This window comes from Dactylosporangium sp. NPDC051087 (assembly GCF_055586325.1).
This window is the reverse complement of the sequence record NZ_JBVJIJ010000007.1, coordinates 354,797-374,886: the sequence shown is the minus strand read 5'-3', so window position 1 is coordinate 374,886 and position 20,090 is coordinate 354,797. Positions and strand designations below refer to the sequence as shown.

Below are 20,090 nucleotides of genomic sequence, written 5' to 3'. Positions count from 1 at the left end.
GCAGTGTGCCGTGCCTCGCGGTGCCGGGGAGCGAAGCGAGCCGGCGCCGTGAGTGCTAAGAGACACAACCGTCAAGGGGCGTTTCCCCCACCGACCGACCCGTTGCCGGTGGCGGTGCTGGACAGCCATACCCACATCGACATCACGCTGGAGGGCGGGGCCGACGGGGGTCCATCGACCGTAGCGGATGCGCTTGAGAAAGCCAAAGCCGCCGGCGTGGACCGTCTCGTGCAGGTCGGGGTCGACGTCGAGTCGTCGAGGTGGGGCGTACAGGTGGCGCAGGAGCATCCCGAGGTGGTGGCGACGGTCGCCCTGCACCCCAACGACGCGCCGAGGCAGAAGGACCTGGACGGCGCGCTGCGGGAGATCGAGCGCCTGGCCGCCCACCCGAGGGTCCGCGGCATCGGCGAGACCGGGCTGGACTACTTCCGCACCGGCGACGACGGGCGCAAGGCCCAGCACGAGAGCTTCCGCGCGCACATCGCGATCGCCAAGCGGCACGGCAAGACCCTGGTCATCCACGACCGCGACGCGCACGACGACATCCTGCGCGTCCTGGACGAGGAGGGCGCCCCCGACCAGGTCGTCATGCACTGCTTCTCCGGCGACGAGGCGTTCGCCCGGGAGTGCCTGGACCGGGGGTTCCTGCTGAGCTTCGCCGGCACCGTCACCTTCGGCAACGCGGGCGACCTGCGGGCCGCGGCCGCGATCACCCCGCTGGACGGCATCCTCGTGGAGACCGACGCGCCGTTCCTGACCCCGATGCCGTTCCGCGGCCGGCCGAACGCCAGCTATCTGATCCCGTTGACGGTACGGGCGCTCGCCGAGGTGACCGGGCACGACCTGGCGGTGTTGTGCGCCGCCATCTCCGCCAACGGCACCCGCGCGTTCGGGGAATGGCGATGACGTTGCTCGGCCCGGCGGAGATCCGGGAGCTCGCGGCGTCGCTCGGGGTCCGGCCGACCAAGCAGCTGGGGCAGAACTTCGTCCACGACCCCAACACGGTGCGGCGGATCGTGCGCGCCGCCGAGCTCACCGCCGACGACGTGGCGCTCGAGGTCGGCCCGGGCCTGGGCTCCCTGACGCTGGGCCTGCTGGAGTCCGCGAAGGCGGTCTGCGCGGTGGAGATCGACCCGGTGCTGGCGAAGGCGCTGCCGGAGACCGTGCGGCGGTTCGCCCCCGAGCACGCCGGGAAGCTGCACGTGGTCGAGGGCGACGCGCTGCGGGTCGACGTCGACGCGCAACCGACCGCGCTGGTGGCCAACCTGCCGTACAACGTCGCCGTGCCCGTCGTGCTGCACCTGCTGGCCACGCTGCCGTCGCTGCGCAAGGGGCTGGTCATGGTGCAGAAGGAGGTCGCCGACCGGCTCGTCGCCGGGCCCGGCAGCCGCGTCTACGGCGTGCCGAGTGTGAAGCTCGCCTGGTACGCGGTGGCGAAGCAGGCCGGCAAGGTGCCGCCGAGCGTCTTCTGGCCGGTGCCGAACGTCGACTCGGGCCTGGTCGCGTTCACCCGGCACGACGTGCCGGCCACGGACGACCGGAAGCAGACGTTCGCCGTGGTGGACGCCGCGTTCGCGCAGCGGCGCAAGACGCTGCGGGCCGCGCTCGCGGGGTGGGCCGGCGGGCCCGACGCCGCCGAGCGGATCCTGCGCGCCGCCGGCGTCGACCCGGGCGCCCGGGGCGAGCAGCTCACGGTGCGGGACTTCACCCGCATCGCGAGCCAGCGGCAGGCACAGGCATCGCACGGGTAGGGTGCACCACGTGACCGAGCCGCTCTTCTCCGAAGATGACGAGGAGTTCGACCGGCCGCGCCTGGCCGCGCACGGACCGGTCCGGGTCCGCGTGCCCGCGAAGATCAACCTCCACCTGCACGTCGGCCCGACCCGGCCCGACGGCTACCACGAGCTGACCACCGTCTATCACGCGATCGGGCTGTACGACGAGATCACCGCCCGCCGCGGCGACACGCTGACGCTCACCATGGAGGGCGAGGGGACCGGCCACCTGTCGCTCGGCGAGGACAACCTCGTCGTCCGGGCGGCGCGGGCCCTCGCGGCCGAGACGGGCCACGACCCGCACGCCCGGCTGCACCTGAAGAAGCAGATCCCGATCGCCGCGGGCCTGGCCGGCGGCAGCGCCGACGCGGCCGCCGCGCTGGTCGCCTGCGACCAGCTGTGGGGGACCGGGCTGTCCCGCGACGACCTGGCCGGCATCGCCGGCACGCTGGGCTCGGACATCCCGTTCCTGGTGCTGGGCGGCACCGCGCTGGGCACCGGCCGCGGCGAGCTGGTCAGCCCGATCCTGACCGGCGGGCACGCGTGGCACTGGGTCCTGGCGGTGGCCGAGGAGGGCCTGTCGACCCCCACGGTCTACAAGGCGTTCGACGAGCTGGGCGCGCAGAGCGAGGCGGGCCCGCCGGACGGGCTGATGGCCGCGCTGCGGCAGAAGGACCCTGACGTGCTCGCCGCCCACCTCACCAACGACCTGCAGGCCGCCGCGCTGCACCTGCGCCCGGAGCTGCGGGGGGTCCTGGACGCGGGGCTGGACGCCGGCGCCCTCGCCGGGCTGGTCTCCGGCTCCGGCCCGACCATCGTCTTCCTGGCCGAGGACGCCCGGCACGCCGCGCTGCTCGCGGCCGACCTGGAGGCCGCCAACTGCTGCCGCGCGGTGCGCACCGCTGTCGGTCCCGTGCCCGGAGCGAGAGTGCTGTAGATGGCCAACATCATCAACCTGGACAAGGTCGGCAAGACGTACCCGGCGGGGCGGATCTTCGACGAGGTGTCCCTCGGCGTCGACGACGCCGACCGCATCGGGGTGGTCGGGCTCAACGGGGCCGGCAAGACGACCCTGCTGCGGATGCTCACCAAGGCGGAGGAGCCCGACGAGGGCCGCGTCACGCACCGCCGCGACCTGCGGGTGTCGGCCCTGCCGCAGAACCTGGACCTGCCGCCAACGGCGACCGTCCGCGACGTCATCATCGGCACCGCCTGGCTGCCCGCCGCGTTCGCCGCGGAGCACGAGTGGGCCGGCGACTCCGGCGTGCGCACCGTGCTCAACGGGCTCGGCATGCCGCACCTCGGCCTGGACGCGCCCGTCGGGCCGATGTCCGGCGGTGAGCGGCGCCGCATCGCGATCGCCGCGCTGCTGGTGCGCCCCGCCGACCTGCTGATCCTCGACGAGCCCACCAACCACCTCGACGTCGCCGGCATCGCCTGGCTGGCCCGGCACCTGCTGCAGCGCCGCGGCGCGCTCATGGTCGTCACCCACGACCGCTGGTTCCTCGACGCGGTCTGCACGACCACGTGGGAGGTCGCCGACGCGACCGTGCGCGCCTACGACGGCGGCTACGCGGCCTGGACCCTCGCGCGGGCCGAGCGGCTGCGGGTCGCCGCCGAGGTCGAGTCCCGCCGGCAGAACCTGCTGCGCAAGGAGATCGCCTGGCTGCGGCGCGGACCGCCGGCCCGGACCAGCAAGCCGAAGTTCCGCATCGACGCGGCCAACGCGCTCATCGCCGACGTGCCGCCCGCCCGCGACACGGTGTCGTTGCAGCGCCTCGCCGTCACCCGGCTGGGCAAGCAGGTCTACGAGCTGTCCAAGGTGGACCTGCGCGCCGGCGAGCGGACCCTGCTGTCCGATGTGGACTGGCTGGTGGGACCCGGTGACCGGATCGCGATCCTCGGCGCCAACGGGGCCGGCAAGACGACCCTGCTGCGGGTTCTGGCGGGTGTACGGGATCCCGACGGCGGCCGGCTCCTGCGCGGCAGCACGGTGCGCGCCGCGTTCCTGTCGCAGGAGCTCAAGGAGCTGCCGTCCGGCCTGCGGCTGCTGGAGGCGGTCGAGGAGGTCGCCAAGCGGGTCAAGCTCGGCGACCGCGAGCTGACCGCGTCGCAGCTGGCCGAGGTGTTCGGCTTCAGCGGCGCCCGGGTGTGGACGCCGGTGGCGGACCTGTCCGGCGGTGAGCGGCGCCGGCTGCAGCTGCTGCGCCTGCTCGCCACGGAGCCCAACGTGCTGCTGCTCGACGAGCCCACCAACGACCTGGACATCGACACCCTGGCGGCGCTGGAGGACCTGCTCGACTCGTGGCCGGGCACCATCGTGGTGGCCAGTCACGACCGGTACCTGGTCGAGCGGGTCGCGGACGTCGTCTACGGCATGTTCGGCGACGGCCACCTCGTGCACCTGCCGGGTGGCGTGGACGAGTACCTGCAGCGCATCGACAGCGAGGGCGAGGGCTTCGCGCAGGGCACACCGGCGGCCGCGGGCAAGGAGAAGGCCGCCGACCTGCGGGCGTCGGACAAGGACGCGCGGGCCGCGAAGAAGGAGCTGTCCAAGCTGGAGCGCAGCATGGACCGGCTCAGCCAGAAGGAGGCGGCGCTGCACGCCCAGCTGGCGGAGCACGCCACGGACTACGCCCGGATCACCTCGCTGGACGCGGAACTGCGCGCCGTACAGGAGGAAAAAGCTCTCATCGAGGAGCAATGGCTCGCCCTCGCGGAGATCGCCGGGTGACCCGGCCCTAGAATGCGGTCATGGCCGCTCACTTTCCGATCAACCACCACCTCCGGCCCCTGTACCGGCTGCTGTGCGTCATCGCCGGTCTCTACATGCTGGTCTTCGGCGTGGTCGGATTCGTCCAGACGTCGGGCAACCAGTTCACCGGCTCGGACGGGGCCGAGTGGGTGCTGGGGCTGCGCACCAACCCCGCCTTCTCGCTGCTGTCGCTCGTCGCGGGCGTCGTCGTGCTCGGTGCCAACCTCATCGGGCGCAACCTGGGCCACCACGTCAACCAGCTGGCCGGCATCGTGCTGACGGTGGTCGGCATGGGCTCGCTCGCGCTGCTGCAGACCGAGGCCAACATCTTCGCGTTCTCGATGGTCAACTGCGTCGTCACGTTCATCCTCGCGGGCATCACCGGCACCGCCAGCCTCTACGACCGGGTCGGCAGCGCGTCGGCGGCCGAGGCCGAGGAGCAGTTCCGGCGCGGTCCCCGCACCGCCTGACGGTCTGACCGGCGAAGGCGGCGCCCCGGGGGGCGCCGCCTTCGTGCGTCCTACTTGCCCTGGCCCGTGACGAGCGTGGGCTTGCCCTCCATGTTGGACAGGCCGTTCCAGGCCAGGTTGACCAGGTGCGCCGCGACGACCTCCTTGCGCGGCTTGCGCACCTCCAGCCACCAGCGGCCGGTCAGCGCGACCATCCCGACCAGCGCCTGCGAGTAGAGCTCGGCGAGCTTCGGGTCGAAGCCGCGGCGCTTGAACTCCGAGCCGAGGATGTGCTCGGCCTGGTGCGCGACGTCGTTGAGGACGCTCATGAAGTTGCCGGTCGGCGACATCACCGGCGACTCGCGGACCAGGACCCGGAAGCCGTCGGTCTCGTGCTCGATGTAGTCCAGCAGCGCCAGGGCCGCCTGTTCGAGCAGCTCGTGCGGGTGGCCCGCGGTCAGCGCGTTGGTGATGCGGTCGAGCAGGTTGCGCACCTCGCGGTCCACGACCACCGCGTAGAGCCCCTCCTTGCCGCCGAAGTGCTCGTAGACGACGGGTTTGGAGACCTTCGCGCGCGACGCCACCTCCTCGATGGAGGTGGCGTCGAAACCCCGCTCCGCGAACAGCGCCCGTCCGATGGCGATGAGCTGCTCGCGGCGCTGGGCGGCGGACATCCGCACCCGGGACTTCGGCGGTGGCACTGGGCTCGTCGAGCGCCGGACGTGCGGCGATTCCTGCGAAGGATCGGTCACCCGCTCATCGTGCCAGCCGCGCCGGAGGCGGCGGCGACCCGCTTCGCATCGAGCCGGTCACGCTTGGGCCAGCGCACGTCGGTCGCCCAGCCGAGCTTCTCGAAGATCCAGATGAGCCGGGCGTTGATGTCGATCTGGCCCTTGTCGACGCCGTGCCGGGCGCAGGTCGGGTCGGCGTGGTGCAGGTTGTGCCAGCTCTCGCCGAAGGACAGGATCGCCAGGGGCCAGAAGTTGCTGGCCTTGTCGCCGTCGCGGGTCTCGAACGGGCGCTCCCCGTAGACGTGGCAGATCGAGTTGATCGACCAGGTGACGTGGTGCAGCAGCCCGATGCGGACGATCCCCGCCCAGAAGAACGCCGACAGCGCGCCCTGCCACGACCAGGTGACCAGGCCGGCGATGATCGCGGGCAGCGTCGCGGAGAGCGCCACGATCAGCGGGAAGAGCTTGTCGATGCGCCGGATGTCCTTGTCGGCCAGCAGGTCGGGGGCGAAGCGTTCCCGGTTGGACAGCTCGCGGTGGAACAGCCAGCCCACGTGCGCGTAGAACAGCCCCTTGACCAGGCCGCCGAAGGACTCCCCGAAGCGCCACGGCGAGTGCGGGTCGCCCTCGCGGTCGGAGTAGGCGTGGTGGCGCCGGTGGTCGGCGACCCACTGGGTCGGGTTGCCCTCGATCGCGGTGCTGCCGGCGACCGTCAGCGCGATGCGCAGGCCGCGGTTCGCCTTGAAGGCGCCGTGGGTGAGGTACCGGTGGAAGCCCGAACCGATGCCGAGCCCGCCGATCACGTAGAAGACGGTGCCGAGGGCGACGTCGAGCCAGGTGAGTCCCCATCCCCAGGCGACGGGGACGGCCGCCAGGATGGCGACGAACGGCAGGACCACGAAGCCCCAGAGGGCGACCAGGATCCCGGCGCTCTGGCGGCCCTCGGTGAGGGCTTTTGGCCCACGCTCAGGGCTCTGACCAGGGACGGGATCTAGGAGTACAGCGGACATGGTACCTCTCAGGGGATCGACGCTACGCCTACGTCACCGTAACTTACGGAAGCGTAGGTTCGCCATACGAGCTCTGTGTCAAGCCGATTACCCGCGGTCTTGTGTGATCTTCGTCCGGCAAGATCGGCCGGACCGGCGACGGGGTGAGGGAACCGGCCTCGATACGAGCCGGAATGTCGCAACCGGTACGCTGCACACGCAGATCTTTGGGGTGTGGGGTAACGGCAGCCCGCAGGCCTTTGGAGCCTCGCAGTCCAGGTTCGAATCCTGGCACCCCAGCCACCTGACTACGATGAGGCGCACCGACACCGTCGAGGAGCGCGCCCGTGCGAAATGTGATCATCCTGGCCGCCGGCGAGGGAAAGCGGATGAAGTCGGCCCTGCCGAAGGTGCTGCATCCGCTGCTCGGCCGGACCCTGGTGGGCCACGTGCTCGCCGCCGCCGAGGAGGCCATCGGCGGTGCCGCCACCGTGGTCGTCGGCCACGGCGGTGAGATCGTCCGGGCCCACCTGGAGCAGATCGCGCCGGCCGCCGTGCCGGTCACCCAGATCGAGCAGCGCGGCACCGGCCACGCCGTGCGCATCGCGCTCGACGAGAGCCCGGACCTGACCGGCACCGTCGTCGTGCTCAACGGCGACATCCCGCTGCTGCGCGCGGAGACCCTCAGCGCGCTCGTGCACACGCACGAGAGCACCAAGGCCGCCGCCACCGTGCTGACCGCCGAGGTCGCCGACCCCACCGGGCTCGGCCGCATCGTGCGCAACCGGGGCGGCGAGTTCGCCGCGATCGTCGAGGAGCGCGACGCCACCGCCGAGCAGCGGGCCATCCGCGAGATCAACTCCGGGGCCTACGTGTTCGACGCGGAGCGGCTGCGCGAGATGCTCGGCAAGCTCTCCACGGACAACGACCAGGGCGAGGAGTACCTGACCGACGTCATCGGCCTGCTCGCCGAGGCCGGCGCGCCGATCGTCGCGCACCGTGCTCCGGACGCCACGGAGACCCTCGGCGCCAACGACCGCGCCGAGCTCGCCGGGCTGCGGGCGCTCATGCGGGACCGGATCAACGACGAGTGGATGCGCGCCGGCGTCGCGATCGTCGACCCGGCGACCACCTGGATCGACGTCACGGTCACCCTGTCCCGCGACGTGGTCGTCGAGCCCAACACCCACCTGCGCGGCGCGACCCGCGTCGGCGAGGGCGCGGTCGTCGGCCCCGACACGTCGCTCATCGACGTCGTCGTGGGGGAGGGCGCCGTCGTCGTCCGGACGCACGCGCTGTCCTCCGAGATCGGCCCGCAGGCGTCGGTCGGCCCGTTCGCCTACCTGCGTCCCGGCACGCGGCTCGGACGCAAGTCGAAGATCGGCACGTTCGTCGAGACCAAGGCGGCCGACGTCGGCGACGGGGCGAAGGTCCCGCACCTGTCCTATGTCGGTGACGCCGAGATCGGCGAGGGCACCAACATCGGCGCCGCGACGGTCTTCGTCAACTACGACGGCGTGCAGAAGCGCCGCTCGGTGATCGGCGCCCACGCCCGCACCGGTGCGGACAACATGTTCGTCGCGCCCGTGCACATCGGCGACGGTGCCTACACGGCCGCCGGCAGCGTGATCGTCAAGGACGTGCCGCCCGGCGCGCTCGGCGTCTCCCGGGCCCACCAGCGCAACATCGAGGGCTGGGTGGAGCGCAGGCGGCCGGGCACAGCCGCCGCGCAGGCCGCGCGCGACGCCCTCGCACGTGAAGAAAACCACGTCGGGGCCGGTCAAGTGGCCGACGAGGGACCGCGCGACGAACAATGAGCCCAACCACGAGATCGGGAGCGGGCAACCCAATGGCCAGCATCAGTTCGGAGAACCGCAAGAACCTCATGCTCTTCTCCGGCCGGGGGTTTCCCGCGCTCGCTGAGGAGATCGGGGCGGTGCTCGGTGTCGAGCCGACGCCGATGGACGCCTACGACTTCGCCAGCGGCGAGATCTTCATCCGGTATCGGGAGTCGGTGCGCGGCTCGGACGCGTTCGTCGTGCAGTCGATGGTCGCGCCGATCAACGACTGGCTGATGGAGGTCCTGATCATGGTCGACGCGCTCAAGCGCGGCTCGACCAAGCGGATCACCGTCGTCCTGCCGTTCTACCCCTACGCACGGCAGGACAAGAAGCACCGCGGCCGCGAGCCGATCTCCGCCCGGCTGGTCGCCGACCTGCTCAAGACGGCCGGCGCCAACCGGATCCTCACCGTCGACCTGCACACCGCGCAGATCCAGGGCTTCTTCGACGGCCCGGTCGACCACCTCTTCGCGATGAACACCCTCGCCGACCACATCGACGCCAAGTACGCCGGGCGCCCGATCACCGTCGTCGCGCCCGACTCGGGCCGGGTGCGGGTCGCCGAGCGCTGGACGGACCGCCTCGGCGGCTGCCCCCTCGCCTTCATCCACAAGACCCGCGACCCGCTCAAGCCCAACCAGGTGGTGGCCAACCGGGTGGTCGGCGAGGTCGAGGGCCGGGTCTGCCTGATCGTCGACGACATGATCGACACCGGCGGCACCATCGTCAGCGCCGCGGACATCCTCTTCCAGGAGGGTGCCGCCGACGTCATCGTCGCCGCCACCCACGCGGTGCTGTCCGACCCTGCCTGCGACCGCCTCGACGCCAGCCGGATCAGCGAGGTCGTGGTGACCAACACGTTGCCACTGCCGGGTGACAAGAAGGTCGACAAGATCACCCAGCTCTCGATCGCCCCGCTGCTGGCCCGCGCCATCCGCGAGGTGTTCGACGACGGGTCGGTCACGACCCTTTTCGGCGGTCTGTCCTGATCCTCCGGCACACCCGTCGGCCCGTCCGGTTGACACAGGCGCGTGATCTGGACAACCGGACGGGTGCAGTGTGAGGGCGTTCAGGAGTCTCGGGTAAGCTAGTGCGGTTGCCACGGCGAGGGTGCTCCAAGGGCCGGGCGTGCGATCCAGTGACCACCGCGAAGCCGGTCGCCGGGTCAGCATGACGGCCATCGGGCTCCGTGATCGACGCGGTGCTCCGGGCCTGTGCCCCGTGCGCCTCCTCGCCCGAGCGCCGCACCACGACAACTGTTACCGGTCGCGCCGGCCGGTGCCCGCCGCACAACCGCATCAGGAGTTTTTGCCGTGTCCGAGGTAAAGATCAGCGCCGAGCCCCGCACCGAGTTCGGCAAGGGTGGTGCCCGCCGCACGCGCCGGGCCGGCAAGGTGCCCGCCGTGCTGTACGGCCACGGCGAAGCCCCCCGCCACATCGCCCTCCCCGCCCGCGAGTTCGCCGCCGCCATCCGGCACGGCGGCAAGAACCAGATCTTCAACATCGAGATCTCCGGCGGCGGCACCGCGCTCGCCCTGCCGAAGGCCATCCAGCGTGACCCGATCAAGGACACCTACGAGCACATCGACCTGCTCATCGTGCGTCGCGGCGAGAAGGTCACTGTCGAGATCCCGGTCCACCTGACCGGTGAGGCCGCCCGCGACACGCTCGTCATGGTGGAGAACACCACGCTCGCCGTCCTGGCCGACGCGACCAAGCTGCCCGAGTTCCTGGAGGCCTCGATCGACGGCCTCGAGGCCGGCACCCACGTGACCGCGGGCCAGGTCAAGCTGCCCGCCGGCGCCGAGCTGGCCGCCGACGCCGAGACCATCGTCGCCGTCATCTCCGCCGCCCCGACCGCCGAGGCGCTCGAGGGTGAGACCGGCGAGGCCGCCGCTGCCGCCGAGGAGACCGAAGAGGCCGAGGCGGCGCCGGAGCCGGCCGACGCCTGATCCGTTTCGCACAAGGTCGCGGATGCCCCTGCCGGGCGTCCGCGACCTTGCCGTATGAGGGGACGTCATGACGGACACCGCGCCCTGGCTGATCGTCGGGCTGGGCAACCCCGGCCCGGAGTATGCGCGCCACCGGCACAACGTGGGCTTCATGGTCGCCGACCTGATCGCCCAGCGGGCCGGGCTGCGCTTCTCCCGGCACCGCCGGGTCGCCGCCGACGTCGCCGAGGGCCGCCTCGGCATCGGCGGGCCGCGGGTGGTGCTGGTGAAGCCCATGACCTTCATGAACCTGTCCGGCGGGCCGGTCGCCGGGCTGGCGCAGTTCTACAAGGTGCCGGTCGCCCAGGTGATCGCCGTGCACGACGAGCTCGATGTGCCCTACGAGCAGCTGCGGCTCAAGCAGGGCGGCGGCGAGGGCGGGCACAACGGGCTGCGGTCCATGTCGCAGTCGCTGGGCAGCAAGGACTACGTGCGGGTGCGCTTCGGCATCGGCCGCCCGCCCGGCCGGCAGAACCCGGCCGACTTCGTGCTGTCCGACTTCGGCACGGCGGAGCGCAAGGAGCTCGACTTCTTCGTCGACCGCGCCGCCGACGCCGTGGAGATGGTAATCGAGCGCGGGCTCGAGCCTGCCCAGAACCAGTATCACGCGTCGTAACGGCCCGGTTGTCCATCGGCCGTCCGGTCTGAACCGTCCATGCCGCTCCGTGTGGCGCCGTGACGCATGTCCGAGTTGCACGTTGTACTCCAAGTCGCACCTTTTGCAAAGAAGGCGGACTTGAGGAGGCGGGCGTGGCTGTCGACAGCGGGCGTACGCGGGACGGCTTCCACCGTCCGGCCCACCTGCGTCCGGAGGATCGCCCCGGCGGCCTGCGCCGCGGCGAGCGCACCGGCGACGTCCGCCGTGCTTCCCGCACCGACGCGCTGATCAACGGTGATCGCCCCGCAGGGACGCGGAACGAGGATCACGAGGACGCGGCGCTGGGCGCCGGCGGCTCGGACGCCGCCGGTGACGGGCCTGCCCGCTCCGTCCGTGATCGGCCTTTCGGAGCGCGAAACGAGGATCACGAGGTCGTGGCCCGGCAGTCGCGCCCGGCCGGTGCCCGTGGCGAGCGTCCTGGCGGGTTGCGCTGGCAGGAGCGCCCGGCCGGCGCCCGCCGCGAGGAGCGCTCCGCCGGCCTGCGCCGCCCGGAGCGGCTGAGCAACACCCTGCAGCGCCCCGCCGAGCCCGCGGCGCCGGCCAGGCCCGCCGAGCCGGCGACCAAGGTCAAGGTCAGGGCCGCCGAGCCGGCGGCCGAGGTCAGGGTCAAGACCGCCGAGCCGGCCGAGCGGCAGGTGGTCAGGCGGCGGCCCAGCCCGATGGGTGGCACCGTCGCGAAGGGGCCCGAGCGCACGCCGTCCGCGGCGGCCCGGACCGCGGCCGCCCCCGTCTCGCCGGCCCCCGGCCGGCCCGTCCCGCCCGCGCACGTCTCCCCCCAGCTCGAAGCCGAGGTGGAGGACGCGGTCGCCGGCGCCGCCACGTTCGTACCGGCGGCGAAACCACTCGAACCGCCGCTGGAGCCCACCAGGGCACCCCGGCACCGGGCCCGGTGGGCGTGGGAGGGGCGCTACCTGCGGACCCTGCTGCTGATCGACACCGTGATCGGGGTCCTCGCCGGGCTGTTCGCGTTCGAGGTCCGCTTCGGCTCGGTGCTGACCAACTACAACAGCCGGTACGCGCTGCTGTCCGCGCTCCTGCCGGTCGCCTTCACCGCGACCCTCGCCGCGAACCGCGCCTACGAGAAGCGCTACCTGTTTGTCGGCACCGACGAGTACCAGCGGGTCCTGCGGGCCGGCCTGGCGCTGACCGCCGCCACCATCGTCGGCGCCTACGCCGCGGAGATCGAGATCGCCCGGGGCTGGTTCGCCCTCGCCCTGCCACTGGTGACGTTCGGCTGCCTGGCCGCCCGGTTCGTGCTGCGCCAGCTGCTGCACCGGGCCCGCAAGACGCGCGGTGCCTGCATGCGGCGGGTCGTGGTGGTCGGGCACGAGCTGGCGGTCGAGGCGATGACCAGGCAGCTGTGCCGGGAGCGGTATCACGGCCTGAAGGTCGTCGGTGCCTGCCTCGCCGCCGAGGGCAGCGTGCAGGGCGTGCCGGTGCTGGGCACGTTCGACGAGATCGCCGGGGCGGTCCGCCGGGCGAGGGCCGACACGGTGCTGGTCCTGTCGTGCCACGAGCTGGACGGGCACGCGCTGCGCCGGCTCGCGTGGCGGCTGGAGCGCGACGACATCGACCTGATCGTGGCCAGCACGCTGATCGACGTCGCCGGCAGCCGTACGACCATCCGCCCCGTCGACGGGCTGCCGATGCTGCACGTGGAGCATCCCACGCTGACCGGCGCGCGGCGGGTCCTCAAGGCGGTCGTCGACCGGGTCGGCGCCGTCGTGCTCCTGGTCGCGTTGAGTCCACTTCTGGCTGGTCTGGCGCTCGCGGTTCGCGCGGAGTCCAAAGGGCCGGTACTGTTTCGTCAAGTACGGGTTGGAAAAGACGGCCATGAGTTCGTGATCGTCAAGTTCCGCACCATGCACACGGACGCCGAAGCCCGCCTCGCCGAGCTGCGGCACCTCAACGAAGTCGACGGCGCGCTGTTCAAACTGCGCAACGACCCACGGGTCACCCGCGTCGGACGGTTTCTGCGCAAGTTTTCGCTCGACGAGCTGCCCCAGCTGCTCAATGTGCTCGGGGGAAGCATGTCACTGGTCGGGCCGCGCCCGCCGCTGCCGGAGGAGGTCGCCGTGTATCCGGACGACGCCCGGCGCAGGCTGGCCGTGCGGCCCGGGATGACCGGCCTCTGGCAGGTGTCCGGCCGGTCGGACCTATCGTGGGACGAAGCGGTCCGCCTCGACCTGCAGTATGTGGAGAACTGGTCGTTGTCGCTCGACCTGGTGATCATGCTGCGGACGTTGAGCGCGGTGACCCGAGGGGCTGGAGCGTACTGATGACCGATCTGCCACCCGCCACCGACGGCGGGTTCGCCCGCTGGCTCGCCCAGCGTGCCGGCGATCTGCTGCTCAAGTTGCGCGAGGAGATGGGCTACGGCGACCCGGCGGCCCTGCGTAAGGCCGGTGACCGGCTGTCGCACGAGCTGCTGGTCGCCCAGCTGGAGCGCTGGCGCCCGGCCGACGCGGTCCTGTCCGAGGAGGGCGCAGACAGCGCCACCCGGCTGGGCGCCGACCGGGTCTGGATCGTCGACCCGCTCGACGGCACCCGCGAGTTCGGCGAGGACGGCCGCGCCGACTGGGCGGTGCACGTCGCCCTGTGGGGCCGCACGTCCGCGCGGATCACCGAGTATGCGGGTGACGGCACCCCGCAGCCGGAGCGCTCCGCCGGTTGGGGCCGGCTCCTCGCGGGCGCGGTGGCCCTGCCGGCGCAGCACTGCGTCCTCGGCACCGACGCCCCGCCGCCGTTCCCGCCGATGCCGGGGGTGCAGGGCGAGCCGATCCGCCTGGCCGCCAGCCGCACCCGCCCGCCGGCGCTGCTCGCGGCGCTCGCCGAGCAACTGCCGATCGAGCTGGTGCCGATGGGCTCCGCGGGTGCGAAGATCGCAGCGGTGATCGACGGCGCTGTCGACGCCTACGTCCACGCCGGTGGTCAGTACGAGTGGGACTCCGCCGCCCCGGTCGCTGTGGCGGTCGCCACGGGTCTGCATGCTTCCCGGATCGACGGGACTACGTTGGAATACAACCAGCCCGACCCACGGTTGCCCGACCTGGTGGTGTGTCGGAAGGCACTGGCGCCTCAGCTGCTGGCCGCGATCAGCGCGTCTGTCGCTTCCTAGGGAAAGGTTTCCGCCAACCATGAGTCGCGCGCCCTACCGCGTCTCGCATCTGGACGCTCTCGAGGCCGAGAGCCTGTTCATCATGCGTGAGGTGGTCGCCGAGTTCGAGCGTCCGGTCCTGCTGTTCTCCGGCGGCAAGGACTCGATCGTCATGCTCCGCCTCGCCGAGAAGGCGTTCGCGCCTGGCCGGATCCCGTTCCCGGTCATGCACGTCGACACCGGGCACAACTTCCCGGAGGTCCTGCAGTATCGCGACCGCCGCGTCGGCGAGCTCAACGTGCAGCTCATCGTGGCGAGCGTCCAGGAGGCGATCGACAGCGGCCTCGTGCGCGAGTCCGGCGACGGCATGCGCAACCGGATCCAGACCCCGGTGCTGCTGGAGGCCGTCGAGAAGTACCGCTTCGACGCGCTGTTCGGCGGCGCCCGCCGCGACGAGGAGAAGGCCCGCGCCAAGGAGCGGGTCTTCAGCTTCCGCGACGACTTCGGCCAGTGGGACCCGCGCAACCAGCGGCCCGAGCTGTGGGCGCTCTACAACGCCCGCATCGCGCCCGGCGAGTCGATCCGCGTGTTCCCGCTGTCCAACTGGACCGAGCTGGACGTCTGGCACTACATCGCCCGCGAGGGCATCGACCTGCCGGACATCTACTTCGCGCACGACCGGGAGGTCGTCGACCGCAACGGCATGTTCTACGCGATCAACGAGTTCCTGCCGCTGAAGGCGGGCGAGAAGCCGTTCGTGGAGCGGGTCCGCTACCGCACCGTCGGCGACGCCTCCTGCACCGCCGCGGTCCGCAGCGACGCGGACACGATCGACAAGGTCATCGACGAGGTCGCCGCGACCCGCATCACCGAGCGCGGCGCGACCCGCGGCGACGACAAGGTCAGCGAGGCGGCCATGGAAGACCGCAAGCGTGAGGGGTACTTCTAGAGATGACCGCCGTGGTTGAAACTCCTGCCCAGCGGCAGATGGACCTGTTGCGCTTCGCGACCGCCGGCTCCGTCGACGACGGCAAGTCGACCCTCATCGGCCGGCTGCTGTACGACTCGAAGGCGATCTTCGAGGACCAGCTGGAGGCCGTCGAGGCGACCTCGCGCTCCCGCGGCGACGAGTACACCAACCTCGCGCTGCTGACCGACGGCCTGCGGGCCGAGCGGGAGCAGGGCATCACCATCGACGTGGCCTACCGCTACTTCGCCACCCCGCGGCGGAAGTTCATCATCGCCGACACGCCGGGGCACATCCAGTACACGCGCAACATGGTGACCGGGGCCTCCACCGCGGACCTGGCGCTGATCCTGGTCGACGCCCGCAAGGGGCTGGTCGAGCAGTCCCGGCGGCACGCCTTCCTGTGCTCGCTGCTGCGCGTGCCGCACCTGGTGCTGTGCGTCAACAAGATGGACCTCGTCGACTACTCGCAGGAGGTGTTCGAGCGGATCGCCGACGAGTTCACCTCGTTCGCCGCGAAGCTCGAGGCGCCCGACCTGACGGTCGTCCCGATCTCGGCGCTGCACGGTGACAACCTGGTCACCCGGTCCGAGAAGATGCCGTGGTACGAGGGACCGTCGCTGCTGCACCACCTGGAGCACGTGCACATCGCCTCGGACCGCAACCTGGTCGACGTGCGCTTCCCGGTGCAGTACGTGATCCGGCCGCAGTCCACGACGGTCGCGGACTACCGCGGCTACGCCGGTCAGGTCGCCTCGGGCGTGCTGAAGCCCGGCGACGAGGTCATGGTCCTGCCGTCCGGTTTCACCACGAAGATCACGCACATCGAGACGGCCGACGGGGAGCTGCAGGAGGCCTACCCGCCGATGTCGGTGACGATCCGGCTCGCCGACGAGATCGACATCGCCCGCGGTGACCTGATCTGCCGGCCGCACAACGCGCCGGCGGTCGCCCAGGACATCGAGGCGATGATCTGCTGGATGGACGAGTCCCGCCCGCTGGCGGTCGGCGCGAAGTACTCCATCAAGCACACGACCCGCTCGGCCCGTGCCGTCGTCCGTGGCCTGCAGTACCGGCTCGACGTCAACACACTGCACCGCGACGACTCGGCGACGTCCCTGGGGCTCAACGAGATCGGCCGGGTCAAGCTGCGCACCACGGTGCCGCTGCTCGCCGACGAGTACCGGCGCAACCGCACGACCGGCGGCTTCATCATCATCGACGAGAGCACCAACCGCACCGTCGGCGCCGGCATGATCATCGAGGCCGGCTGAGCTTCGCTTCACCTATGGCTGGCGCGGGCGGATGACTGAAACCCGCGCCACCCTGCGGCCCTCGACCGTGCCGACGCGCAGGTGCCAGCCGTCGTGCCGCACCTCGTCGCCCGTCCTCGGCAGCCGGCCCAGGCGGGCCATCACGAAGCCGGCCACCGTCTCGTACGGCCCGCTCGGCAGCGCCAGCCCGGTCCGCTCGGCGAGGTCGGTCAGGTTGATCCGGCCGTCGACCTCCGCGGACTCCACCGGGCCGGGCGGCGCGTCGTACTCGTCGTGGATCTCGCCGACGAGCTCCTCGATGAGGTCCTCCAGGGTCACGATGCCCGCGGTGCCGCCGTACTCGTCCATGACGACCGCCAGCTGGTGCCGCTCCCGGCGCATCTCGGACAGCGCGGCGAGGACCCGCTTGCTGGCCGGCAGCCGCTTCACCTCACGGGTCAGCTCGCGCAGCCGCAGGCACGGGTCGACGGCCGGCAGCAGCGTCAGGTCGCGCACGTGCACGAAGCCGAGCACGTCGTCCTGGTCGCCGTCGATCACGGGGAACCGCGAGTGCCGGGTGGCCCGCACCGCCGCCACCGCCTCCGCGACCGTCAGGCCCGCGTCCAGGAACAGCACCTCGGTGCGCGGCACCATCACCTCGCGCACGTGGCCGGTGCCCGTGCCGCCGGCGATCAGCGTGCGCAGCTCGGCCTCGCTGACGTCGGAGGGCTCGTTGGTAGCGTGAAGGCGTTGCGCCCAGCGGCTCAGCACACCCGCCACGGTCTGCCTGATAGTTCCGGGGGCGCGCTCCGGCATGCACGGAATTGTAGGCGGCGGGCACCGCGATGTTCACTGCAGACGTGTAAATTTGTTGGTTCCTGATGACTTTTGGAGGAACGCCGTGAAACTGCTCGTCACCGGGGGCGCCGGCTACATCGGCAGCGTCGTCACCGCCCTGCTGCTGGACGCCGGTCACGACGTCACAGTGCTCGACGACCTCTCCACCGGCCACGAGTCGTCCGTGCCGCAGGGCGCGGTCTTCGTCCGCGGGCGGGTCCACGACGCGATCGGCGACGTGCTGACCCGCGACGCCGCGTTCGACGGCGTGCTGCACTTCGCCGCGTTCATCGCCGCCGGCGAGAGCGTGCAGAAGCCCGAGAAGTACTGGGAGAACAACACCGTCGGCACGCTGCTGCTGCTGGACGCGATGCGCGCTGCGGGCACCCGCCGCCTGGTCTTCTCCTCCACGGCCAACGTCTACGGCGACCCCGACGTCGTGCCGATCCCGGAGACCGCCGCGGTGCGCCCGCCCAACCCGTACGCGACCTCGAAGCTCGCCGCCGACCACGCCCTCACCGGCGAGGCCGTCGGGCACGGCATCTCCGCCGTCAGCCTCCGCTACTTCAACGTCGCCGGCGCCCTGCGCCGCCCCGACGGCTCCATGATCGGCGAGCGGCACGACCCGGAGACGCACCTGATCCCGATCGCGCTGCAGGTCGCCCTCGGCCGCCGGGAGAAGCTGCAGCTCTTCGGCGACGACTACGCCACCCCCGACGGCACCAACGTCCGCGACTACATCCACGTCGGCGACCTCGGCGCGGCGCACCTGCTCGCCCTGGGCACCATGGACGGCCCGGGCCACCGCGTCTTCAACCTCGGTAACGGCACCGGCTTCTCCAACCGGCAGGTCGTCGAGGTCGTCCGCGAGGTCACCGGCCACCCGATCCCGGTCGAGATGGCGCCCCGCCGGCCCGGCGACCCCGCTCAGCTGGTCGCCGCCTCCGACAAGGCGAAGTCCGAGCTGGCCTGGACCCCGCGGTTCGCCGAGCTGTCCACGATGGTCCAGGACGCCTGGGACTTCATCCGCAGCTGACCTGCCGTCACTGGGCGTCGAGCTTCTGCCAGGTGCTGCCGTCGACCGAGTGGGCCGTGTAGATCGCCGACATCCTGTAGGCGATCCACCCGGTCTGCGTCCTGGTGAGGTGGTCGGTCGGGTGCAGCCCGGAGATCTGCTGCCAGGTGCCGCCGCGGTCGGCGGAGGCCAGCCAGTGCCCGGCGCCGTCGACGATCAGCAGCCGGCCGTCCAGCAGCGGCACCAGGTCACCGCCGATCGAGGTGCCGCTCACCGGCCGGGGATCGTCGAAGGTGACGCCGCCGTCCGTGGAGCCCGCCACCCCGGTCAGCCCGGCCGGGGTGGTCCGCGGGTCGCGCAGCGCCACGTACACGTCCCGGCCGAGGAACGACACCCGGGCGGTGCCGGAGCCCGGGAAGGTGCGCGGGGTCCAGGTGGCGCCGCCGTCCCGGGAGACGGCGACCGCCGGGTGGCCCGCCGCCGAGCCGCCCACCCACCAGGAGCCGTCGCCCGCGCGTACCGGCGACACCCAGTCGACCGTGATCGGCGGCTGGGCCGGCGGCTCGACCAGGGCGGTGCCGTCGTGCCGCAGCGCGGCGACCCGCCCGCCGAGCAGCAGCAGCCGGGCGTCGCCGGGCAGCGCGGTGCCGGGCGTGGCCGGGGCGCCGGACGCGGTGTCCCAGGCCACGCCGTCGGTGCTGCTCGCCCGGGTGCCGTCCGCGCCGACGAGGGTGATCCGGGACCCGGTGACGACCAGCGAGGGCAGCGCGGCGGCCGGGGGCGCCTCGAACGCGCCGGGCGCACGGGCGGTGCTCCACGTCCGGCCGCTGTCCGTGGTGGCGCTGACCCAGGCCGTACAGGCGGCGGCACAGCCGACCGTGAGCATGAACCCGCGGTCGGCGTCGACGAACTCCACGTCCTCGACGTTGCCGGGCAGGTCCCTGGGCTGGCCGGGCAGGCCGTTGACGGTGATGCCGCCGCCGGTGTAGACCGCGCCGGGCGCCGGCGACGAGGCCGCCACCTGCGGGTCCGGGGTCTTCCCGGGGGCCTTCCCGAGGAAGGGCACGGCGACGGCGAGCGCGGTCAGGGCGACCGCGCCGGCCTGGACGGCCCGCCGCCGGCGGCGCAGGACGCGGGCCCGGGCGGTGATCGCGGCCAGCGGCGGCTGGGCGAAGTCGAGCCGCTGGGCGCGCAGCAGGGTCTCCAGCTCGTCAGGCATGACGCGCCTCCGTCGCGGGTGCGGGGCGGTAGCCGGGCAGCCGCTCGGCGAGGGCGGCCCGCCCGCGGGACAGCCGCGACTTGACGGTGCCGGACGGCACGCCGAGCGCGGCGGAGATCTCCTCGACGCTGAGGTCGGCGTAGTAGTGCAGCACGATGACCTCCCGGTAGCTGCGGGGGATGGCGTCGAGGGCCTCGGTCAGGTCGGTGCGCTCCGGCGAGGGGCCGGCCTCGACGTGCCGCTGGACGGCGCGCTCGCGGAGCAGGATCAGGTCGAGCAGCTTCCGCCGGCGCCAGCGGCGGCGGACGACGTTGACCGCCACGGTGCGCAGCCACGCCTCCGGGTTCTCGATGCCGGTGAAGCCGCCGGGGCGGGCGGCGGCGCGGGCGAACGCCTCCTGCACCACGTCCTGGGCCTCGGTGAGGTCGGTCGTGAACGCGTAGAGCTGCGTCACCAGCCTGCGGTAACAGGCGTGGTAGACCCCCTCGAGCTCGCTCACACCGCTCACGATCC

Annotated in this window: 19 protein-coding genes and 1 tRNA gene; 15 read left to right on the top strand and 5 right to left on the bottom strand. The window is 72.1% G+C overall.

Going from position 1 to position 20,090, the window contains the following annotated elements:
* The first annotated feature begins 48 nt into the window (after nucleotides 1–48).
* From ACZ6TV_RS16370 to ACZ6TV_RS16350, 5 genes are read left to right on the top strand one after another with little or no spacing between them, the layout of a single operon-like run.
* The gene (locus ACZ6TV_RS16370) at nucleotides 49–906 is read left to right on the top strand and encodes a TatD family hydrolase (protein WP_465297975.1); all 858 of its coding nucleotides are present in this window, start codon (nucleotides 49–51) and stop codon (nucleotides 904–906) included.
* Nucleotides 897–1,751 carry a 16S rRNA (adenine(1518)-N(6)/adenine(1519)-N(6))-dimethyltransferase RsmA gene (rsmA, locus tag ACZ6TV_RS16365; protein WP_465297974.1) on the top strand — a complete coding sequence of 285 codons (855 nt, stop codon included), beginning with the start codon at nucleotides 897–899 and terminating at the stop codon, nucleotides 1,749–1,751. Before ACZ6TV_RS16370 ends, rsmA begins: the two co-directional genes overlap by 10 nt.
* A 10-nt stretch (nucleotides 1,752–1,761) precedes the next feature.
* Nucleotides 1,762–2,712, top strand: coding sequence for a 4-(cytidine 5'-diphospho)-2-C-methyl-D-erythritol kinase (locus ACZ6TV_RS16360; RefSeq protein ID WP_465297973.1), 951 nt, complete (start codon nucleotides 1,762–1,764; stop codon nucleotides 2,710–2,712).
* Nucleotides 2,713–4,509, top strand: a complete 1,797-nt coding sequence (locus ACZ6TV_RS16355) for an ABC-F family ATP-binding cassette domain-containing protein (protein ID WP_465297972.1) — start codon at nucleotides 2,713–2,715, stop codon at nucleotides 4,507–4,509.
* A gap of 20 nt (nucleotides 4,510–4,529) precedes the next feature.
* Nucleotides 4,530–5,000: a DUF4383 domain-containing protein gene (locus ACZ6TV_RS16350; RefSeq protein WP_465297971.1), complete on the top strand. Its 471-nt coding sequence runs from the start codon at nucleotides 4,530–4,532 to the stop codon at nucleotides 4,998–5,000.
* A gap of 50 nt (nucleotides 5,001–5,050) precedes the next feature.
* Here the strand turns inward: ACZ6TV_RS16350 and ACZ6TV_RS16345 are convergent, their stop codons facing one another.
* Nucleotides 5,051–5,653 carry a TetR/AcrR family transcriptional regulator gene (locus tag ACZ6TV_RS16345; protein WP_354789530.1) on the bottom strand — a complete coding sequence of 201 codons (603 nt, stop codon included), beginning with the start codon at nucleotides 5,651–5,653 and terminating at the stop codon, nucleotides 5,051–5,053.
* Between the two features lie 74 nt (nucleotides 5,654–5,727).
* Complete coding sequence (locus tag ACZ6TV_RS16340) at nucleotides 5,728–6,720, bottom strand: acyl-CoA desaturase (protein ID WP_465297970.1); 993 nt, start codon at nucleotides 6,718–6,720, stop codon at nucleotides 5,728–5,730.
* A gap of 207 nt (nucleotides 6,721–6,927) precedes the next feature.
* On the opposite strand from ACZ6TV_RS16340, the gene ACZ6TV_RS16335 reads away from it, so the two are divergent.
* The 9 genes from ACZ6TV_RS16335 (at nucleotide 6,928) to cysN (ending at nucleotide 16,527) form a co-directional block, all read left to right on the top strand.
* Nucleotides 6,928–7,002, top strand: a tRNA-Gln gene (locus ACZ6TV_RS16335).
* Between the two features lie 44 nt (nucleotides 7,003–7,046).
* On the top strand, nucleotides 7,047–8,516 hold the full coding sequence (gene glmU / locus ACZ6TV_RS16330; RefSeq protein ID WP_465297969.1) for a bifunctional UDP-N-acetylglucosamine diphosphorylase/glucosamine-1-phosphate N-acetyltransferase GlmU: 1,470 nt from the start codon (nucleotides 7,047–7,049) through the stop codon (nucleotides 8,514–8,516).
* A gap of 32 nt (nucleotides 8,517–8,548) precedes the next feature.
* Nucleotides 8,549–9,529 carry a ribose-phosphate diphosphokinase gene (locus ACZ6TV_RS16325; RefSeq protein WP_465297968.1) on the top strand — a complete coding sequence of 327 codons (981 nt, stop codon included), beginning with the start codon at nucleotides 8,549–8,551 and terminating at the stop codon, nucleotides 9,527–9,529.
* Between the two features lie 324 nt (nucleotides 9,530–9,853).
* Nucleotides 9,854–10,492: a 50S ribosomal protein L25/general stress protein Ctc gene (locus ACZ6TV_RS16320; RefSeq protein ID WP_465297967.1), complete on the top strand. Its 639-nt coding sequence runs from the start codon at nucleotides 9,854–9,856 to the stop codon at nucleotides 10,490–10,492.
* Between the two features lie 67 nt (nucleotides 10,493–10,559).
* On the top strand, nucleotides 10,560–11,147 hold the full coding sequence (gene pth, locus ACZ6TV_RS16315) for an aminoacyl-tRNA hydrolase (RefSeq protein ID WP_354789509.1): 588 nt from the start codon (nucleotides 10,560–10,562) through the stop codon (nucleotides 11,145–11,147).
* Nucleotides 11,148–11,281: 134 nt separating this feature from the next.
* Entirely contained in the window at nucleotides 11,282–13,468 is a 2,187-nt protein-coding gene (locus tag ACZ6TV_RS16310) for a sugar transferase (RefSeq protein ID WP_465297966.1), read from the top strand.
* On the top strand, nucleotides 13,468–14,307 hold the full coding sequence (locus ACZ6TV_RS16305) for an inositol monophosphatase family protein (RefSeq protein ID WP_465297965.1): 840 nt from the start codon (nucleotides 13,468–13,470) through the stop codon (nucleotides 14,305–14,307). Before ACZ6TV_RS16310 ends, ACZ6TV_RS16305 begins: the two co-directional genes overlap by 1 nt.
* A gap of 19 nt (nucleotides 14,308–14,326) precedes the next feature.
* Nucleotides 14,327–15,235 (top strand): sulfate adenylyltransferase subunit CysD, encoded by a 909-nt coding sequence (gene cysD / locus ACZ6TV_RS16300; RefSeq protein WP_465297964.1) that lies wholly within the window; start codon nucleotides 14,327–14,329, stop codon nucleotides 15,233–15,235.
* A gap of 2 nt (nucleotides 15,236–15,237) precedes the next feature.
* Nucleotides 15,238–16,527 carry a sulfate adenylyltransferase subunit CysN gene (gene cysN / locus ACZ6TV_RS16295; protein WP_465297963.1) on the top strand — a complete coding sequence of 430 codons (1,290 nt, stop codon included), beginning with the start codon at nucleotides 15,238–15,240 and terminating at the stop codon, nucleotides 16,525–16,527.
* 12 nt (nucleotides 16,528–16,539) lie between these two features.
* Here cysN and ACZ6TV_RS16290 read toward each other — a convergent pair whose 3' ends face one another.
* Nucleotides 16,540–17,322, bottom strand: a complete 783-nt coding sequence (locus ACZ6TV_RS16290; RefSeq protein WP_465297962.1) for a hemolysin family protein — start codon at nucleotides 17,320–17,322, stop codon at nucleotides 16,540–16,542.
* 85 nt (nucleotides 17,323–17,407) lie between these two features.
* Here ACZ6TV_RS16290 and galE point away from each other — a divergent pair, with 85 nt between their 5' ends.
* Nucleotides 17,408–18,379, top strand: coding sequence for a UDP-glucose 4-epimerase GalE (galE, locus tag ACZ6TV_RS16285; protein WP_465297961.1), 972 nt, complete (start codon nucleotides 17,408–17,410; stop codon nucleotides 18,377–18,379).
* A 7-nt stretch (nucleotides 18,380–18,386) separates the two neighbouring features.
* On the opposite strand, the gene ACZ6TV_RS16280 is transcribed toward galE, so the two are convergent.
* Both ACZ6TV_RS16280 and ACZ6TV_RS16275 read right to left on the bottom strand, forming a co-directional pair.
* The gene (locus tag ACZ6TV_RS16280; RefSeq protein ID WP_465297960.1) at nucleotides 18,387–19,577 is read right to left on the bottom strand and encodes a hypothetical protein; all 1,191 of its coding nucleotides are present in this window, start codon (nucleotides 19,575–19,577) and stop codon (nucleotides 18,387–18,389) included.
* Nucleotides 19,570–20,076: an RNA polymerase sigma factor gene (locus tag ACZ6TV_RS16275; protein WP_465297959.1), complete on the bottom strand. Its 507-nt coding sequence runs from the start codon at nucleotides 20,074–20,076 to the stop codon at nucleotides 19,570–19,572. The genes ACZ6TV_RS16280 and ACZ6TV_RS16275 overlap by 8 nt, the downstream gene beginning before the upstream one ends.
* Between the last annotated feature and the right edge of the window lie 14 nt (nucleotides 20,077–20,090).

What these genes read in the sequence shown, in the direction of transcription:
- rsmA (WP_465297974.1), top strand. Translation starts at nt 897, where the DNA reads ATGGCGATGACGTTGCTCGGCCCGGCGGAGATCCGGGAGCTCGCGGCG.
- ACZ6TV_RS16355 (WP_465297972.1), top strand. Translation starts at nt 2,713, where the DNA reads ATGGCCAACATCATCAACCTGGACAAGGTCGGCAAGACGTACCCGGCG.
- ACZ6TV_RS16350 (WP_465297971.1), top strand. Translation starts at nt 4,530, where the DNA reads ATGGCCGCTCACTTTCCGATCAACCACCACCTCCGGCCCCTGTACCGG.
- ACZ6TV_RS16345 (WP_354789530.1), bottom strand. Translation starts at nt 5,653, where the DNA reads ATGTCCGCCGCCCAGCGCCGCGAGCAGCTCATCGCCATCGGACGGGCG.
- ACZ6TV_RS16340 (WP_465297970.1), bottom strand. Translation starts at nt 6,720, where the DNA reads ATGTCCGCTGTACTCCTAGATCCCGTCCCTGGTCAGAGCCCTGAGCGT.
- ACZ6TV_RS16325 (WP_465297968.1), top strand. Translation starts at nt 8,549, where the DNA reads ATGGCCAGCATCAGTTCGGAGAACCGCAAGAACCTCATGCTCTTCTCC.
- pth (WP_354789509.1), top strand. Translation starts at nt 10,560, where the DNA reads ATGACGGACACCGCGCCCTGGCTGATCGTCGGGCTGGGCAACCCCGGC.
- ACZ6TV_RS16305 (WP_465297965.1), top strand. Translation starts at nt 13,468, where the DNA reads ATGACCGATCTGCCACCCGCCACCGACGGCGGGTTCGCCCGCTGGCTC.
- cysD (WP_465297964.1), top strand. Translation starts at nt 14,327, where the DNA reads ATGAGTCGCGCGCCCTACCGCGTCTCGCATCTGGACGCTCTCGAGGCC.
- cysN (WP_465297963.1), top strand. Translation starts at nt 15,238, where the DNA reads ATGACCGCCGTGGTTGAAACTCCTGCCCAGCGGCAGATGGACCTGTTG.
- ACZ6TV_RS16290 (WP_465297962.1), bottom strand. Translation starts at nt 17,322, where the DNA reads ATGCCGGAGCGCGCCCCCGGAACTATCAGGCAGACCGTGGCGGGTGTG.
- ACZ6TV_RS16280 (WP_465297960.1), bottom strand. Translation starts at nt 19,577, where the DNA reads ATGCCTGACGAGCTGGAGACCCTGCTGCGCGCCCAGCGGCTCGACTTC.